Annotated in this window: 15 protein-coding genes; 8 read left to right on the top strand and 7 right to left on the bottom strand. The window is 59.7% G+C overall.

Annotation, left to right across the window (positions count from 1 at the left end):
* Positions 1-165 precede the first annotated feature (165 nt).
* The 4 genes from FHY05_RS21935 to FHY05_RS21950 all read left to right on the top strand — a co-directional run bounded on the left by FHY05_RS21935 (position 166) and on the right by FHY05_RS21950 (position 3744).
* A complete protein-coding gene (locus FHY05_RS21935; protein WP_183946619.1) occupies positions 166-1458 on the top strand; it encodes an HAD hydrolase-like protein in 1293 nt (430 codons plus the stop codon).
* 64 nt (positions 1459-1522) lie between these two features.
* On the top strand, positions 1523-2437 hold the full coding sequence (locus FHY05_RS21940; protein WP_221191371.1) for a DNA-processing protein DprA: 915 nt from the start codon (positions 1523-1525) through the stop codon (positions 2435-2437).
* A gap of 592 nt (positions 2438-3029) precedes the next feature.
* On the top strand, positions 3030-3203 hold the full coding sequence (locus FHY05_RS21945; protein WP_183946623.1) for a hypothetical protein: 174 nt from the start codon (positions 3030-3032) through the stop codon (positions 3201-3203).
* Positions 3204-3240: 37 nt separating this feature from the next.
* Complete coding sequence (locus FHY05_RS21950; RefSeq protein WP_183946625.1) at positions 3241-3744, top strand: hypothetical protein; 504 nt, start codon at positions 3241-3243, stop codon at positions 3742-3744.
* Here the strand turns inward: FHY05_RS21950 and FHY05_RS21955 are convergent.
* From FHY05_RS21955 to FHY05_RS21980, 6 genes are read right to left on the bottom strand one after another with little or no spacing between them, the layout of a single operon-like run.
* On the bottom strand, positions 3665-6787 hold the full coding sequence (locus FHY05_RS21955) for a type I restriction endonuclease subunit R (RefSeq protein ID WP_183946627.1): 3123 nt from the start codon (positions 6785-6787) through the stop codon (positions 3665-3667). The two genes, FHY05_RS21950 and FHY05_RS21955, sit on opposite strands and share 80 nt — an antisense overlap.
* Positions 6784-7866: a DUF4268 domain-containing protein gene (locus tag FHY05_RS21960; RefSeq protein ID WP_183946629.1), complete on the bottom strand. Its 1083-nt coding sequence runs from the start codon at positions 7864-7866 to the stop codon at positions 6784-6786. Before FHY05_RS21960 ends, FHY05_RS21955 begins: the two co-directional genes overlap by 4 nt.
* The gene (locus FHY05_RS21965) at positions 7866-8399 is read right to left on the bottom strand and encodes a hypothetical protein (RefSeq protein WP_183946631.1); all 534 of its coding nucleotides are present in this window, start codon (positions 8397-8399) and stop codon (positions 7866-7868) included. Before FHY05_RS21965 ends, FHY05_RS21960 begins: the two co-directional genes overlap by 1 nt.
* Positions 8396-9331, bottom strand: a complete 936-nt coding sequence (locus FHY05_RS21970; protein WP_183946632.1) for a GIY-YIG nuclease family protein — start codon at positions 9329-9331, stop codon at positions 8396-8398. The genes FHY05_RS21965 and FHY05_RS21970 overlap by 4 nt, the downstream gene beginning before the upstream one ends.
* Positions 9328-11310, bottom strand: coding sequence for a hypothetical protein (locus FHY05_RS21975; protein ID WP_183946634.1), 1983 nt, complete (start codon positions 11308-11310; stop codon positions 9328-9330). Before FHY05_RS21975 ends, FHY05_RS21970 begins: the two co-directional genes overlap by 4 nt.
* Positions 11307-13172: a class I SAM-dependent DNA methyltransferase gene (locus FHY05_RS21980; RefSeq protein ID WP_221191372.1), complete on the bottom strand. Its 1866-nt coding sequence runs from the start codon at positions 13170-13172 to the stop codon at positions 11307-11309. Before FHY05_RS21980 ends, FHY05_RS21975 begins: the two co-directional genes overlap by 4 nt.
* Positions 13173-13237: 65 nt before the next feature.
* On the opposite strand from FHY05_RS21980, the gene FHY05_RS22315 reads away from it, so the two are divergent.
* Both FHY05_RS22315 and FHY05_RS22320 read left to right on the top strand, forming a co-directional pair.
* Positions 13238-13429: a hypothetical protein gene (locus FHY05_RS22315; RefSeq protein WP_221191373.1), complete on the top strand. Its 192-nt coding sequence runs from the start codon at positions 13238-13240 to the stop codon at positions 13427-13429.
* A 24-nt stretch (positions 13430-13453) separates the two neighbouring features.
* The gene (locus FHY05_RS22320) at positions 13454-13795 is read left to right on the top strand and encodes a hypothetical protein (RefSeq protein ID WP_221191374.1); all 342 of its coding nucleotides are present in this window, start codon (positions 13454-13456) and stop codon (positions 13793-13795) included.
* A gap of 677 nt (positions 13796-14472) precedes the next feature.
* On the opposite strand, the gene FHY05_RS21990 is transcribed toward FHY05_RS22320, so the two are convergent.
* Positions 14473-15378 carry a hypothetical protein gene (locus tag FHY05_RS21990; protein ID WP_183946638.1) on the bottom strand — a complete coding sequence of 302 codons (906 nt, stop codon included), beginning with the start codon at positions 15376-15378 and terminating at the stop codon, positions 14473-14475.
* Between the two features lie 118 nt (positions 15379-15496).
* Between FHY05_RS21990 and FHY05_RS21995 the strand changes: the two genes are divergently transcribed.
* Positions 15497-16057, top strand: coding sequence for an HAD family hydrolase (locus FHY05_RS21995; protein WP_221191375.1), 561 nt, complete (start codon positions 15497-15499; stop codon positions 16055-16057).
* Between the two features lie 174 nt (positions 16058-16231).
* Positions 16232-16693, top strand: coding sequence for a hypothetical protein (locus FHY05_RS22000; protein WP_183946642.1), 462 nt, complete (start codon positions 16232-16234; stop codon positions 16691-16693).
* Positions 16694-16733: the final 40 nt, after the last annotated feature.

The following is a 16733-nucleotide window of genomic DNA, read 5'->3' on the forward strand; positions in this document are numbered from 1 at the left end:
GTGAGCGGGATGGGCGTGAGCATGTGATAAGTGACCGCTTTTCAGCGTTACGGACCTTTGTAGCCACGCCTCAGACGCTCGCGTCGTTTGTGCCAGCTAGGCGGCTTGATCCGTCATCTTAGGCTGGATGAGAGGACAGCGACCCGGTATCTGCTTTTCCTAAAGGTGCAGGGCTATCTTGCAGACCTTGCGGCAACCTTGGGGGACGCGGTGGTGTTTGATGTCTGTCTGTTTGATCTGGATCAGACCCTTGTATCCACGGACGACATGACCGAGCTTCGAGAGGCTGGTAAGAATCGATCTGACAAGGCGTATCGAGCTCAGGTTCGAAAGGCTTACGAACAACGTGAGGATCGGGAACTTTATAGCTTAGCTCTCCTCAATGAAATCAGGAGAGACTTCCCTAGTCTCAAAGTAGGAGTTTTCACTCGTTCACCAAAAAGCTATGCGGAGACCGTATTAGAACTGGCCTTTCCGGGTTTTGAATGGGACGTGGTGGTTTCTTATGAGGATGTAAAAAGAACCAAGCCCTTCGGAGACGGTATTGATAAGGCCATGTTCGGACTCGGCTTGAAGTATATAAGTCGGATCGTGCTTGTTGGCGATGGCAATGTAGATATTCGCTCAGCTTATCATGCAGGATGCGTAGTGGTTCTCGACAGGACCTCTTGGAGTAGATGGCTAGTCCGAGATAACTGGAGGTCTCTTGAGCATATGCCGGATGTCATCATTGATAAACCGTCGGACCTCTTGCGAGTGATTGAGGATTACAGGTGCTTTCTTCCTGACCTTGAACGCCGATTGTATGGAGTTCAGGGCTCGGGTAGATACGACCGGGTGAATAAGTTTCTTCCCAAAGAAGTTGGCGGAGATAGTAAGCCTGTTGCTATATTCTCATGTGGACGATCCTTTTCTAACTATAAGTCTTTAGAATGGCGTAGAAAGTGGCATAAACTTTCTGAGAGCATACAGGAACATAAAGATTCAGAGAATTTCGCCGACGAATGGATAGAGTCGGTTCGAGGATTCATTTCCGCTCACTTTCGACCGATGCTTTTCTCATCTAACCTGATGGTGACTGTCGTTCCCCATCGTCCGGGAAGAACCCCTAGACTGGAGGCTTTCTTAGATCAACTATCTCGGTCTTACGAAGACGCACCACTTCCGAAGAAGTCAAGCGTTGTATTTTATGGTGACGTGCTCGCTTTTAAAGATAGCGTAAAATCGAATCACGGCGACTTTCTGGGTCGGATTGAGAGGTTCACGAATATTCAGGAAAACCTGTATGTGAAGCGAGGTGAACTCCTAAAGCAGCGCAGACGAATATTGGTGATTGACGACGTGTCAACAACCGGAGCGTCGCTGATTTACGCAAAGAAGTATCTTGAAGAAGCCGGAGCATTTGACGTGACCTGCCTATCGATTGCAATGAACATATCAGATGTTCTCTATGGATAATGTGTCCTTAGAGACGCTTCAGGTTCTGTCTCTCTCCCGGCTAAAGGGAGTCGGTCCAGCATCTTTGAAAAAGGCAGCGGCGCTGAAATCTGCTGACTTAATGAAAATAGAGGTGACTTCCGCCCTCATTCCGGCTGTTGGTAAAGCGACAGATGAGAGGGGCGCGTGGAATGCGGCGTTAGACTCTGCGTCTAAGCAAGTAGACGATGCAGCTAAACTCGGTGTCCGAATACTCTCCCCCCGGGACTGCGACTATCCGTCGCTGTTGGCCGCTACACGTGATGACCCCGCCCTCCTCTATGTTAAGGGATCACTGTCGGGCAGGGCTGGACGCGCTGTTGCAATCATCGGCACCCGAGAGCCCACCGAGCATGGAGCGATTGTTGCTGAGCGCATGGCGACTTTCTTTTCAGAAGCAGGGTGGACCGTGGTTAGCGGTCTTGCGATTGGCTGTGACGCTATAGCTCACCAAGCGGCTGTCGATGCGGCTGGACATACGATAGCCGTGCTGGCCCATGGACTGCATATGGTAGCTCCGGCACGTCATCGTAAGCTCGCTCAGGACATTCTAGACGCAGGAGGGGCGCTAGTGAGCGAGTTTCCCGTGGGGCAGAATGCGATGCCGCAGCAGTTCGTCAAGCGAGATCGGACGCAAGCTGGTCTCGCAGAAGGCGTTGTCATGATCCAGTCGGACCTGAAAGGTGGAAGTCTGCATGCGTCGCGAGCTTCGATCGACTATGGACGCTGGCTTGCTGTCCCATATCCAACTCAGCGCGATATTAGAAATGCGGAACCCAAAATACAGGCTAACTTAATGTTATCAGATGGGTCTGCATCTCAGAAGATAGAACTTCTTCGTTGCAGAGGTGCTGACACAACCCGCATCATCTCAGTTCGCGGTCGCGAGGATTACCCAAACTTTTTGTCCTTCGGACCTAATGATCTCGGACGCGAGCCCCGCCAAAGTTCACTGCTCTAAGCCTTCCTTCCCGCGCATGTGAGCGCCGTAACGCTGATCCCTCGGGCCAACAGGAAGATCACTGGTCCGGGCAGGCGGTCGCCGGTCTTCGTAGGATGGGCGAGAACGTCCGCTCGATGCCGATCAGCGTTAGCGGCATCGCCTCCTCCGCACTCACGTCAACTCGGCGCTCGCTTGATGGCTCAGCGGGATGCGACCAAACTGTCGCCGTCATCCGTCAATCAAGCCGTTGAGGCTATCGCTGCTACGATCGAAGCGGCAACCTCGAACCGGAGGATAGTGGTCTCGCGAACTTGAGTGTGCCTCGGTCATCATACGTCACGTCGTTGCTTCCGACACGCACCGTGACCGTGTCGGAGGTAAACCCCACCAGTTTGCCTGCCCGCGCGAAGAGCAGTCTTCCGTTCTCGCTCCACACGCTCAATGAGGAGCCCTGCTGGGTCGCCGATCCAATCGCCAGTTCGCCGAAAACCTCCAGCATAGAACTTATAACCGATACCGCTCCTGCGGTAAGCGATACCGCTTAGAGCGTCAACGAGGAAGGGCCGCGTGGGACTGGATGAAGGAAAGCGATACCACTATCTTTCATAGGGTGACGAAGCCCAAGCTCTTCGATGAAGCCATTCACTTCCGTGCGCGCACGGGCACGAAAACGCGCATCGACGAACTGCGCGGTAAGACCCGGCAAGGCGACTTCGTGCGCGAACTCATTGAGGACGCGCTCGACCGCCGCGAGCAGGAGGCGGAGAAGCATAGAGGCCGCTGATCCGCGCTGCCTAAATAGGTGGATTAGGAGAAGCGTTATGGAATGGCGACACTACGAAGTGAGGCAGTCAGACGACTGCGAGATTCAAGCACAAGACGGAACCTCGGTAGTGCGCTATTTAATGGGAATCGTTGAGACGGGCAAGCAGCGGGTTTTCGCTGGTCACTTCGTTCGACTGCTGTTGACCGACCGCGACCCGATCACTGGTGAGGATGAGCACTCGCTGCGTGCCGCGTTGTGGAGGCTCGCGCGCAACATCAAGCCGCTCGGCCTCACCCTCAACTGTGTCGGGCTGTGCGGCGAGTTTAGCGAGAGCGGCCTCAGCGTGGACACTGGCTGGGGCTATTGGGGGCCGCACAGCGAACCCATGCACATGATGGACCCGGTGCCCGCTGATGAAGGCCGCAACCTCGACGATAGTATCCGCGAAGCCGTGGATGGCATGCGGATCGGCATCAATATCACGCTGGAACCCGCTCCTCGCCAGTCCGCGCGCGAAGCGCCTCGTAAAGCTGCGCGGGGCCGAGCAGCACCTCCTTGAGCCCATCGCGCACCTTCTGCGAGTCGAGTGCCTGCTTACTCAACGAAGAGTGCGCCTCGAACGCCTCGATGATCGCGTTCATCAACTCGTCCTTGAGGGTGGGCGAGTTTGCGAACTGAGCCTCGGTGTTGTTTGCCGCCTGCGTCACCAGCGCGTCGGATTCGAGCATCTTATTACGCAGCGTGGTGACGTAGCTCAGTTGATCTCCGTCCGTCGTGTCAGCGCCAAACAGGTCGTTCACACGCTCAATGATCTCGGCGAGAAGCGCCTTTTCCTTCTCTTGCACCGACCCGGAACCGACCTCGGTCAACGGCTTAAGCTTGCTCTTATCGCGGCCTGACACGTCGAGGCGGCGTTGCCCCTCGTCCTTGAGGCTGTGGTGAGTCAGCACGACTTTCGATAGGTCCACGCCCTCGCGTTCGCGACCGAACTCCAGCAGCGGGACCAGCCGCTTGTAGAACAGAAAGCGCTTCTCGACCGCGCTGCTGCCGTAATCGAAAATCTGCGACAGGAAGCTGTAGGCGCGCTGATATGCGGCCATGTCCTTCTTGAACAGGACCAGTGCGTTGACCTCATCCTGAGCGTCTGATGCGCCGTCATCGTCGTTGCGCTCGCGGGCGCTGATCAGTCGCTCCTGCGCGGCCTTGTAGCGCTTGAGCAGGCGGTCAGCGACCGGCTCGATGGCGGCGATGAGATCACCCTGTTTCGCGCGCGGGTTCATCTCGACCGCAGCGACACGCTCAACCTCGAAGTCGTCATAGTGACCGCTGGCGTCAAGCTTCCCTTTGAGATCGAGGACGAGGTTCGGGTCGGTGACGCCTTCAAGCTCGGCGATGTCGTAGTAGGTGCGGAAGGCGTTGAGGATTTCCTCGGACGAGTTCACGAAATCGAGGACGTAGGTTGTGTCCTTGCCGGGGTGAGCACGGTTGAGACGCGATAGCGTCTGCACCGCCTGAATACCCGCAAGCCGTCGATCCACATACATGCCGCACAGCAACGGCTGATCGAAGCCGGTCTGGAACTTGTTGGCGACCAGCAGGAGGTGGAAGTCCGCGCCTGCGAACGCATCACGAATGTCACGGCCCTTTAGGCCCGGATTGACCGAGGCGCTGCCCTCAGTGACCGGCTCGTCGCTTGACTCAGGATCGTTCACCTCACCAGAGAAGGCGACCAGCGTGCCGAGGCCGTAGCCCTGCGACTTGATGTAGCCGTCGATTGCCTTCTTCCAGCGCACGGCCTCTACCCGGCTTCCCAGCACGACCATGGCCTTGGCCTTGCCGTCGAGCAGCGGTTCCACATTTTCGCGGAAGTGCTCGACGACGATCTGCACCTTCTGGGCGATGTTGTAGGGGTGGAGGCGCACCCAACGCATGATGCCCCTGAGCGCGGTGCTGCGCTCGACCTGCTGATCATCCCATTCCTGCCCCTCATTGGCGAGGCGGAAGGCGAGCCGGTAGGGCGTGTAGTTCTTGAGCACGTCGAGGATGAAGCCCTCCTCGATCGCCTGTCTCATTGAATAGACGTGGAAGGCCGACGGCAGATTGCCGGGGCCGGATGGCTGATCCGGCTGCGGCCTGCGGCCGAACAGTTCAAGCGTCTTGGACTTGGGCGTCGCGGTGAAGGCGACATAGGTGACCCCGGCGTCACCGGCGCGTGCCGCCATCTGCGCGGCGAGAATGTCCTCGTTGCTGATCTCGCCGCCATCCTGAAGGTCCGCAATCTCCTCCGGCGAGAGAAGCTCCTTGAGCTTCTTCGCGGCCTCACCCGTTTGCGAGCTATGCGCCTCATCGGCGATGACGGCGAACCTTTTGCCCTGCGTGGCAGCAAGGTCGCGGACGGCTTCAAGCGCGAACGGGAAGGTCTGGATGGTGCAGACGATGATCTTTTTGCCCTGAGCCAGCGCCTCGGCAAGTTGGCCGCTCTTGGCACCGCCCTCACTGCGGATAGTCGCCACGACGCCGGTGGTGCGCTCGAAACCGAACAGCGCGTCCTGAAGCTGGGCATCGATGACGTTGCGGTCGGAGACGACGATGACGGTGGAGAACAGCTTCTCGTCCCCCTCATCGTGGAGATCAGCGAGGAAGTGCGCCGCCCATGCGATTGAGTTGGTTTTGCCCGATCCCGCTGAGTGCTGGATCAGATATTTGCCGCCCGTGCCCTCAGTGCGCACAGCCGCCCGCAGCTTCCGGGTGGCGTCAAGCTGGTGGTAGCGGGGAAAGATGAGGCTACTGATCGCGCGTTTCGCGTCCCGCTGAGCGACGAGGTAGCGACCGATGATTTCCAGCCAGCTTTCGCGCTCCCAGATGTCCTTCCACAAATAGGCGGTGCGGTGTCCATGCTCATTGAGCGGGTTGCCCGCGCCGCCTGCATCGCCCTGATTGAACGGCAGGAAGCGCGTGGTCGGCCCAGCCAGCTTCGTGGTCATGTGGACTTCGCTGTTGCTCACGGCGAAGTGAACAAGCGCACCGCTGGGGAAGGTCAGCAGCGGTTCGGGGTTGCCGCCCTTGGGCCGAGGCAGCCGGTCGAACCGATACTGATCGATGGCGTCAGTGATCGACTGGGTGAAGTCCGTCTTCAACTCAGCGGTCGCGACGGGGAGGCCGTTGAGGAACAGCGCCAGATCGAAGCAGTTCTCGTTCACCACTGAGTAGCGAAGCTGGCGCACTACCCTGAGCCGGTTCGCCCGATAGGCCGCGATGATGTCGGGGTTCATGCCCATCGCAGGCTTGAACTGGGCGAGCGAGATCATGCCGCGCACGCCGACCATCTCGACTCCGTGCCGGAGGACATCCAGCGTGCCGCGATCGTCGATCTGCTTCCGCACGCGATCGAGCAGGGCGCTCTCAGCGCCCGCGCCGTTGCTGCGGCTCAGTGCCTCCCACGTCTTCGGCTGAGTATCCTGCACCCACGCGGCCAGATCGGGGGCGAACAGCGCCCGCTTGCGATCATAAAGCGCGGCGCTGCCGGGTTCGTAGAGCCAGCCATGCTCAGCGAGGTGGGCGCAGATTTCGTCCTCGAAACGGACTTCCTTGTGAATGCTCATCGGCTGGTCGCCATAACCTTAGCCCGTAGGGCGCTAATCAGCCTTAGCATAGCCGAAACAATTTCATCCTGAATTCTCGGCCATTCACCTATCTCGGATCGATAGCCGCCTGCATGAGTGATGCCGATTGAGCGGCTCAGTCGCCCGCTGCTTGCTGTCCATTCAAGCGGCCCGCCAAAATCCTCTTCTATCTCTGGCTTCTGCGCTTCTAGTTGCTCATATCCTGCCTCGTCACCGGCAATGTAAAGATAGGCACGAATCTGTGATTGGTTTAGATTGAAGTCGAAGTGATAGCCGCTTCTACCAATACGTAGCTGCATGTAGTTGACTGATGGAGCGGTATGGTGAAGGTAAAGGTCAGTCTGGTTCTTGGCTCGATCTAAAAGCATCGCCCAAAACTGCTGCCGTAAGTCATGACGCTCAACCTTCGCCTTCTGCTCCGCCTGCCGCTTGAGCCCGATCTGCGTCTGGAACTGGGTCGCTTCGGGCAATGGTATGATCGGCTGCACGTCAAGCAGCAGGCGACCATCGCCGAGCTTGTAGGGGCTCAGCCGGATGCAACTGATGTCGAGGCCCTGCTCGCGCAGCCACAGCACCGTGGTGGTCAGTTCCTTGCTGAAGGCCGCTGAGGCGAGGATGATGCGGACACCACCACCAAACTCTTCCTGCTCGGCCTCCTGCCAGTTGAGGAAGGCAAGCAGCGCCGCCTCGGCATCGTCACCGCTCTGCCCGCACCGGCGCAGATATTGAGCGTGGGCCTCGACCGCCTCAGCGAACGTCATGCGCGCGATCATCGCTGCGTAGCGGATCGCCTGAAGCTCCATGTGCCCCGCATCGTCGCGCTTGAGTTCGACCACCACGAGGTTCGCTTCGGGGTCGAGGCAGAGCAGGTCGATTCGGCGGTTGCTATCGATCCACCCGCCATATTCGTCGGACAGCACGAACAGGTCTTCGCCGAGCACCGCGATCTGGTCGCGCAGCATGCGCTGTATGTCCTGACGCTCGCGCAGACCCTCAACGTCGAAGCGTGTGGGGTTAGCAGCGGTTAGCTTGCCCTCATTGACCTCGTAGACCGGCATCAGCCGCGCTTCCTCAGCCCGAGACGCTCAAACGCAGCCGCAACATCTGGCTTCATGGTGAATAGGTTCTCGGGCTCCTTCAGGTCAGCAAGGATGCCCGAATAGAACTTACCGTTGCGGTGCTCGGCATCGGGCGCAGGCCACAGGTAGAGTGCGCGGTCGGCGCACATCGTGCCGAAATGCATGTGCCAACTCTGCGCCTTCCACCCCAGCGCCTGAGTCAGTTCGGTTGAGGTCGAGCCGGGGTTGTCGAGCAGCACCTGCACCAGCTTCGCCTCGGTCTCCGTCATCGGCCTGACGGTGAAGGCGCGGATGACGCGCTCTGCCGTGTCGAGGCCGCTCAGTTCGCCGACCAGCGCCTCATGCTCAATCTGCCCCTGCCGATCCAAGGCATCGATCATGCGCTGTGCCGCCTCACGCTGCGCATCGGTTCCGCTGGTTAGCCAACCTTCCGCATTGGTGCGCATCTGCGCTCGGCTCTCAGCGGACGCGGCGGGGATCGCGGCCAGTTGCTTGTCGATGTTGAGGCTCATGCCGTCGCTCCCGCCGGTTCGGCGATCTGTCGCGCCTCCCAGTCTTTGTAGGTCAGCCCACCCTCAGCGGTGCGCCAGTCGAGTTGGCCGTTCGAGGCTCTGCCGTTCACCACGGCCGCTGCGGCGCTGGGGCTGCGGAAGGCGTAGTCCTGCGTGAATACGCAGTGCGCGCCCTGCTCAGTGAGGACGCCTGACCGCCGAAGCTCGGCGTAGAGCGAGGCGTAGGTATGGTGATTGAGGCCGGTCCATTCGAGCCTGCCCATCGACCCTGCCTTGACGACGAACTCGCCATCAGTGAGCACGGCCGAGGCGCGGAGCCCGTGCTTGCGCGATTCCAGCACGAAGCCCGTGCCGCCCGCACCTCCCGTCTGCGGGTCAGCGTGCCTCCGGATCGGCGCTGCTGGCGACGAGGGCCGCGCCGAACGGGCACGCTGGATAAACATGTCCACGCGCACGGCCGGAAGCACGATCAGCAGGTTTTCGAGGAACGCCTCCATCTTGGCGATATCGGCCTCGCTGAGGATCGGCAGCACCGGCGCGGTCAGATTATCGAGCGGGGTGTGGCCGATCGCCTTCGCATGCGCGATCAGCCGCGCTTCTAGGTAGCGGACATGCGCCTTATTGAGCTTGTTCGCTGACGCTGTGACCAGCACCGCGCTGGTCCACCACTCCTTGCGCACGTCGTGCTGGCGAATGCGCGCACCGATGTCCTCGCCCTCACCGATATAGGCGAATGGCTCGCCGTTCTGGTCGCCGAGCAGCAGATAGACGCCCGCATAGCTCGCCTCGGTGCGCGCAAGCGCCTCGCTCAACTGGGTGCGCGGGAACAGCAGGACGTGGCCGGTCCAGTTGAACAACTCGGCGGTGACCATGCCATCAGGCCGACCATCGATGTAGTAAAGCTCCAAGGAGCGACCGACCGCAGGGCTCATACGAACAGCCTCCCGGTCGTGGTCTTGGGGCCGGTGCCGGTCGGCACGATGCCGTGGCGACGCATCCAGCCCAGCCATTCGGGAAGCTCACCGGCGCGGAACTTCTCGCGCTTTTCCGGATGCCAGTCCTTGAGGAAGCCGGTGATGATCTCGTCGTCGGACGCCGCGCCACCATGACTGAGTAGGTCGTTCCAGACGCCGTAGAGCGTCGCCACGGCCTCAGCCTGCTTGGTATTGAGCGGAGCGAAATCGGCGATCAGCTTGTCGAGCTTGGCCGTGCGATCGGGGCCGAGCCAGTCGGCAAGCTCTTGGCGATGCGCACCACGCTGCTGGCCAAGCCGGTAGCTGACCGTGGTGCCGGTGCCGCCCGCCTGATCGACGGCGATACCCGCGATGTTGTGCGCACCTCGCTCCATATCCTCAATCAGCGCACCGTCTAGCGGGCCAGCGGCTGCTCGCGTATAGCAGCCTGCAAGCTCGCTGATGCCGACATGCCCCTCAGCGAGGAACGCCACCTTCTGGAACTTGACGCGACCAAAGGTCGGCTGACCTGCTGACCGCTCGATGATCTCGGTGCCGACCAGCGCGCGCGCTCGGACGCGCTCGATCGGGAACGGCAGCACCTTAGCCGAACCGCGCACGTCGATCTTGCCTGTGACGGCAGCGGAGATGAGGGCGGCGCGGCGTTCACCGAGCAACTCGATTGCTGACTGCGCAGCAATGATAAGTGCCGCAAACTCGTTCGATCGGGTGTCAATATGCGCGGCGATAGCATCCATCTCCTCAGCCGGAGGAATGGGCATGCGAAACTCTTCTATTTGACCACCGCTAATATGAGGGACGCTGACGCCCGTCATCTCGGGCGCACAGTGATGAAAAAACGCCTCGTGCTGCAAGCAATGAATGATGAAGCGCTGAGCCGAAGTGCAGTCCGCTCGGATCGCAGCTACACGCTGCAACAGCATGCATGGCAAGTCCTTCTCAGTGATCTCGGCAACTCGCAGCCCATCGCCAATCCACGGGCGATCCATTCCGAGGACCACGTCCCCCACACGCAGTTCCCATGCGCTAAGTCCGTCGCCTTCTGATCGTTCCCAGTAGACCGTGTCTTCGTTCCACCGGATGCCAGACGCAGAAAGGTTGATGCCGCGAAGCAGTCGCGGGTTAGCGTCATCATGCGAGAACGCATTGGCAGCAAAGGCGTAGCCCGCGAGCACAGCCGCTGTGCGCTTGAGCGGTGCGACGGTCCAATGCGAAGGCACCTCACCGAGCCAGTCGATGCCGCTGTCCTTCATCGGCGCGTGCGGATCGAGACCCTTAGTGACGGCGTGGGAGATGACGGCTTGCCGCTTCTCCTTCAGCAGCGCGATTAAGCTCCGCTGCTCCTCAATAAGCGCGTCGATCTTGGAGGTTTCGCGGTCAAGGAAGGCGGCGATCGCGACCTGCTCAGTAAGTGGCGGAAGTGCAATCGGCGCATTGTCCAAAGCATACTGGCCCAATCCGACGCGGGTCAGTCCGTTGGCGTTAGTATGGAAATATGCACGCGCATGAGTGCTATCGAAGTAGCGTTTGATGAATGGTCCGTGCGCGGTTGGGAACGGGCGAACCATCGACAGGTGGTAGCCACAGATGACGCCGGGAAGCGTCGTCGGCACATATGCTGATCGAGCGATATCGTCGGGAGACTCTGAGTCCTTGGTGATGATCGTGTCACCCTCGATCAGTGAAAACCGTTCGATTTGGTCGCTCGTCGCGGTAGCATCCATGAACGGAAGCTCTGCCCCGATTAGGTCGTTGTAATAGACATCAGTGTAGTTGCAGAGGCGAACCGCGTCCTGCCCCTCGACCGATTTCTTATCGACGTTGCTTGCAAAGATGCTGCATGCGCGCTTGAGACGGGTAACAGCCCAGTGACTTGGCACCTCACCAAGCCATTCCAGCCCGCTGTCCTGATATGATGTATACGCCGGGAAGCTCACGCGGCGAGCCCTTCCAGCATGCCCTTGATGCGGTCAGTGACGGCCTCAAGATCGGCGTCGATCTCAGCCAGCGCGCGCGGCGGTTCGAAGACGTAGAAGTGCCGGGTGAACGGGATTTCGTAGCCGACCTTGGTCTTCTCGGTGTCAATCCATGCATCCTCAGCGTGGGGCAGCACCTCGCGCTCGAAGTAGGTCTCGATCTCCTCACTTAGCGGCACGTTCTCGGTGTCGCGCAGCGCGCTGTCCGCCTGCGGCTTGCCCTTCGCCTTGCCACGCTGGCCGAGCACGATGTTACCTGCGTCATCCCGCTGAGGCCGTTCGACGGTGATGGTGCGGTAGCCGAAGGCGCTGTTCGGGAAAATGCGCGACAGCGGCGCGAGCTTTACCTTGCCGCCCTCGGGCGCTGCGGGCACCGGTTCTCCCTCGATCACCACGTTGCGGGCGACCTCCTTGCCGTCCGCGTCGAAGCTGGTGGCGAGCCGCGCCTCAGTGAACCCGCCGAACAGCTTGGTCACGGTGGCGATCTGCGCGTCCGACATCTCCTTGCGCTTTGAGCCCAAGGATTTGCGCATCTTGCGCCACATAGACGAGGCGTCGATCAACTGAACCTTGCCCCGGCGAGCCTCCGGCTTCCGGTTGCTGATTATCCAGACGTAGGTCGAGATGCCGGTGTTGTAAAACATGTCGGTCGGCAGCGCGACGATCGCCTCAACGAGGTCGTTCTCCAGCACATAGCGGCGGATTTCGCTCTCACCGCTGCCCGCGCCGCCGGTAAACAGGGGCGAGCCGTTGAGGACGATGCCGAACCGACAGCCTCCCTCATTGAGCGGGCGCATTTTCGACAGCAGGTGCATGAGGAACAGCAGCGACCCGTCTGACACGCGCGGCAGGCCGGGGCCGAAGCGTCCGTTATACCCCTTCTGCTCGTGCTCAGCGCGGACCTGCTTCTCGACCTTCTTCCACTCGACGCCGAACGGCGGATTGCTGAGCATGTAGTCGAAGGTGCGGCCCGGATGCCCATCCTCAGACAGGGTATTGCCGGGAGAGATGTTCTCAATGGCCTGCCCCTTGATGAGCATGTCGGCCTTGCAGATCGCGTAGGACTCCGGGTTCAGTTCCTGACCGAACATGGTTAGGTGTCCGTGCGGGTTGTGCTCAGTGAGATACTCGCCCGCGATCGACAGCATGCCGCCCGTGCCCGCCGTGGGATCGTAGATGGTGCGCACGATCCCGGGCTTGGTCAGCGCGTCGTCATCCTCGACGAACAGCAGGTTCACCATGAGGCGGATCACCTCACGCGGGGTGAAGTGCTCACCCGCCGTCTCATTCGAGATTTCAGCGAACTTGCGGATCAGTTCCTCAAAGGCGAGGCCCATCGCTGCGTTGTCCACCTTGTCCGGGTGAAGATCGATGCCAGAGAAGCGCTCAGTGATCTGATAGAGCAGCCCCGCCTTGGCGAGGCGGTCGATCTGCGCATGGAACTCGAATTGCTCGAAGATGTCGCGCACCGCAGGCGAGAAGCCCCCGACATAGCGAACGAGGTTGGCGCGGATATTGTCCTGATCGCCCATGAGCTTGCTAAGGTCGAGCGGATCGATGTTGTAGAAGCCCTGCTTGGCAGCACGTAGCAGGAAGGGCTCGGGGTTCAGGCCCATCGCGCTCTTGGCCTGAAGCTCAGTGAGGACCGCTGCCTTGGTGGGTTCGAGCACGCAGTCGAGGCGGCGGAGGACGGTGAACGGCAGGATCACCCGCCCATACTCGGATTGCTTGTAGTCCCCCCTCAGCAGGTCCGCCACGGACCAGATGAATGACGCAAGTGCCTGATGGTTCACGTTTCCCCCTTGACTGGGGCAGGGTAGCATGTCCGCTGGGGGGAGGACAGCGACTTAGGCGAACCGGTTTCTGGTGAACGGAGCGTTGAGCGGGCATGGCTGATCAGCCTGACCTGCTCACCAATCTGCACGATCTCGACTTCGTGCGCCTGCTGCTGGCTGAGATGCACGACGACCTGCGCGGGAAGGTCAGCCGGTTCCGCCAGCTTGACAACACGGTGAGTGCGATTGGGTCGAGGCAGTCGATGATCCCCGGTGGTGAGGTTGCCTACGCCGCGTGGACCTAAGCGCGCAGCAACTTCGTCGCCACGGTGCTGCTGTCGCAGGCGCTCGTTGAGCAGGTGCTCGCGGCGATGCTGATCATGGGGCTCGACGCCGAGCCGATCCCGGCGAAGATCAAGTTTCCTGTGACACTGAAGCGGTGCCTTGCTCGCGGCATGATCACCCAGCAGGACGCAGACGACCTGAAGCGGCTGATGGACCTGCGCAATCCGCTGTCGCACCACCGGCTGATCGATTACCCCATCAACTTGTCGCAATGTGCCCTCGATGCGCGCACACCCGGTGAGGAGCACCTGCGCCATGATGCGACCTTCGCCATCAGCATGGCTGTTCGGCTCATGGCTCTGCCAATGATCCGACTGTGTGACTGAGAGCCGAGCGCTGCGCGCTCTGCTGCTGCATCCCATTGACCGCGCTTCGTTCCTCAGCACGGCTCAATAGGCGCAGCGATTTAACCTCAACGGATTGATGTCATAACCAACTATCTCCTGCATCTCACTTGCGTTGATGATGAACTTTAATCCCCTGCCACCACACGCGCTCAATAAACGGGTATAGTGGCAGGGGGAAATCTTCATCTCACTTTGCGATCCGATGGCCTTGCTCGCGCCCTTCACCTGTTACCGGTGGTCGGTGGTTGCCCGGAACCCGACACTGGCGCGCTTTCCCGAGCCCCTTCCGGGGCTCGCAACGGTTATCCATTTTACTGGAAGCTCACGACGGTGGACCGCAAGGTCTTGATCCCCGTCGCGCGGAAGGTCGTGAGCTACACGCACGGAGCCTTCCTCTATTTTCGTCTCTTGTTGGCCCTCGGTGGGGCAAGCGGCAACGATCCCGCTCGGCTGCTCGACCCTCTCACTGCCCGGAACACGGCCCCGCTGAGATTGCTACCTCCGTCGCCTGCAAAGTCCATCGATGAGTTCAACTACCGGGATTTCTCCCGTGAGCATGTTATATACTATTTAACATGGTGGACTCGGCTTCTGCATTATATTTTTTCAGCACCTCGCTCACTTTGAGCGAGGTGCTTACTTCAATAACACGCGGATTAAGCAGCGCGACGATAAGCGAGGCGACCGTCACGATCCTGCCCCTTCTCGGCGTTGCCTGCATTAGCGACGCGCTCCGCAGCGAAGCGGACAGCCCCTTCGCTTCCGTTGAAGCCTTCACGTTGAGCCTGACGGTGCAGGGTGCTTATGCTCTTCCATTCGTTCGTCAGCAGGCTCAAGATGAGGTGATCAGTGCTTGCGCCCCGCGAATTGGCCTTGAAGGCACGGGCGCGGGGGCGCTTTGGTGCGCTCGCGGCAGCCTTGCTTTTCTCGGTCGATTTTTCGGCATTGTGCCGACGTGCAGGCTGAGGCTGAGGCTGAGGGGCAGATTCCGGGTCGGACCTTACCACCTCCTCCCCCAAAGAAGCGAGCACGCGCTTCTTCACTTCCTGCTCGGCTGCGGCGACCCGTTCGGCCACGTATCGCTCGCGGCCCTCTTCGGCAGCGCTAAGTGCCTGTTGGGCGGCCTTGAGGCGCTCGATCAGACCACGAATCTCAGCATTGCGTTGATCAATAAACCCAAGATCGTTGCCGCCTCGGGCGTGAGCTTCGGCAAGTTCGATTTCCTTAGCTGCGAGCGCGCTCTCTGCATCCTTCAGTTGGCGCTGCGCGCGCGCCAGCGCGGCCTTGTGCCGCCCCTCAAGTTCCTCGATCTGGGCAGCATACTCACGCTGCACGCTTTCGAGACGCTTCGTCATCCGGAAAAACATGTCAGACCATTCGCCCTCTGAACGCCCACCTCTCACTGAGAATTTCAGATTAATGTAGCTTTCTACTCCGCCATTCGCTGACAACGTTCGCCGTAGCAAAACAAAGGCGTTTGATGCCTCGTTGTCGTTTGTTGACGGGTGTGTCGCAGTAGCCCACAGCTTATCGATTTTATTAGTAATCATGCGGTTCTCCATCGTTTAGATCAGCAGTTCGCTGCTGATGTCTGGAGAGTAGACCCGGTTGGGAGATGGGCATGAAACTATCGCATTTGGCCATGTTGACAGTGCTGAAAAAAATTCGTTTGGTAAGGCCATGAGTCACCCAGACCCGATGAAATCGGCCAATCTCAGACGGTTAGCTCACGCTAAGTCCCATAATGACGAGATATGGGAAGCCGTTAAATGGTTTGTGATCGAGATCAGGTCCCAGATGCCGACTCGAGGTAGGGGGACGGCGAAAAAGCCGTTTCCCTCAATTCCTGCTATCGTCAAAGGGCTTAATCTTAGTGGCTACAAGACCACGCGCAACAAGCCGATCAACTATAACACCATCAGTCGCCTGCTGACTGATCGATTTGATGAGTGGGCTGCCATCCCGACTGCGGAAGACATGGAAAATGCCTTGCCCGCCCCGGAACCGTATGTGTGGGGCCGGTTTCGTCTACTGGAGGACGTTGGTGAGTTTAGTGCGGGCGATTACGGGCAGGTTAGGGAGATCGTCGACGGAGGCGTGATTGGCTTTTTCACCGATTGGGACAGCGTGAGAATCAAAGAGCCAGAGCATATGGAAATCTCGGTTAAGCTGCACCAGATGCGGATGGTCGCAGGCAATCTGCATGACTGGTTATTGCTGCCTGCAAGTAGGTCCCTTTGAGCACGACTGAGCACCGTCCACAGCCCTATTCCGCAAACATGGGCGGCCTTCATTGAGGATGGTTGGCGGGATACCGTGTTCGGAAATCATTTCGGCTGAGGGTTGCGGAAGTGGTCCGCAAATCAGTTGATTGCGGAACGGGTCTGTTTGATGCTGGCGTGCTGAGGGGGCATGATGGCAAAGCTCGATTGGTCGAAGGGCGGCAACTACGAACCTGACCCGGCTCGCGTTCAGCGAACGGTGGACTTCACCGTCCCAGACAAGCTCGACAAGAAGGTCACCTTTCGCAGGAAAGCAGGTCTCTCAGCGGCTCAGCAGGCTCACAAAGAGAAGAAGGCGAAGCAGCGAGCGACAGCGCAGGCCAAGCAGATGGCGAAGCGCGCCGCTAAAGAAGCCAAGGCTGCGAAGGAGGCGGCTCAGAGGGCGGCGTGGGAGGCTGAGCGAGCCGAGCGTCGCAAGGCAGCACTGGTGCGGATCGCCGCTGAGGAGGCGCGTAAGCAGTCACCTGAGTATATCGAGGCTCAGCGGGCCGAAGAGGCCAGACTGGCGTGGATCGAGCATGAGCGGAAGCTCGAACTGGCTGCCGAGCGGGAGCCTCTGCGGCAGCGTTGGCGGAGGCAACTGCTGGGTAGATAGAGCCGCTAAATACCGGCATGCTCACGCCCATCCCGCTCAT

The sequence above is a fragment of the Sphingomonas sp. BK580 genome, assembly GCF_014194975.1.
Classification (GTDB): domain Bacteria; phylum Pseudomonadota; class Alphaproteobacteria; order Sphingomonadales; family Sphingomonadaceae; genus Sphingomonas.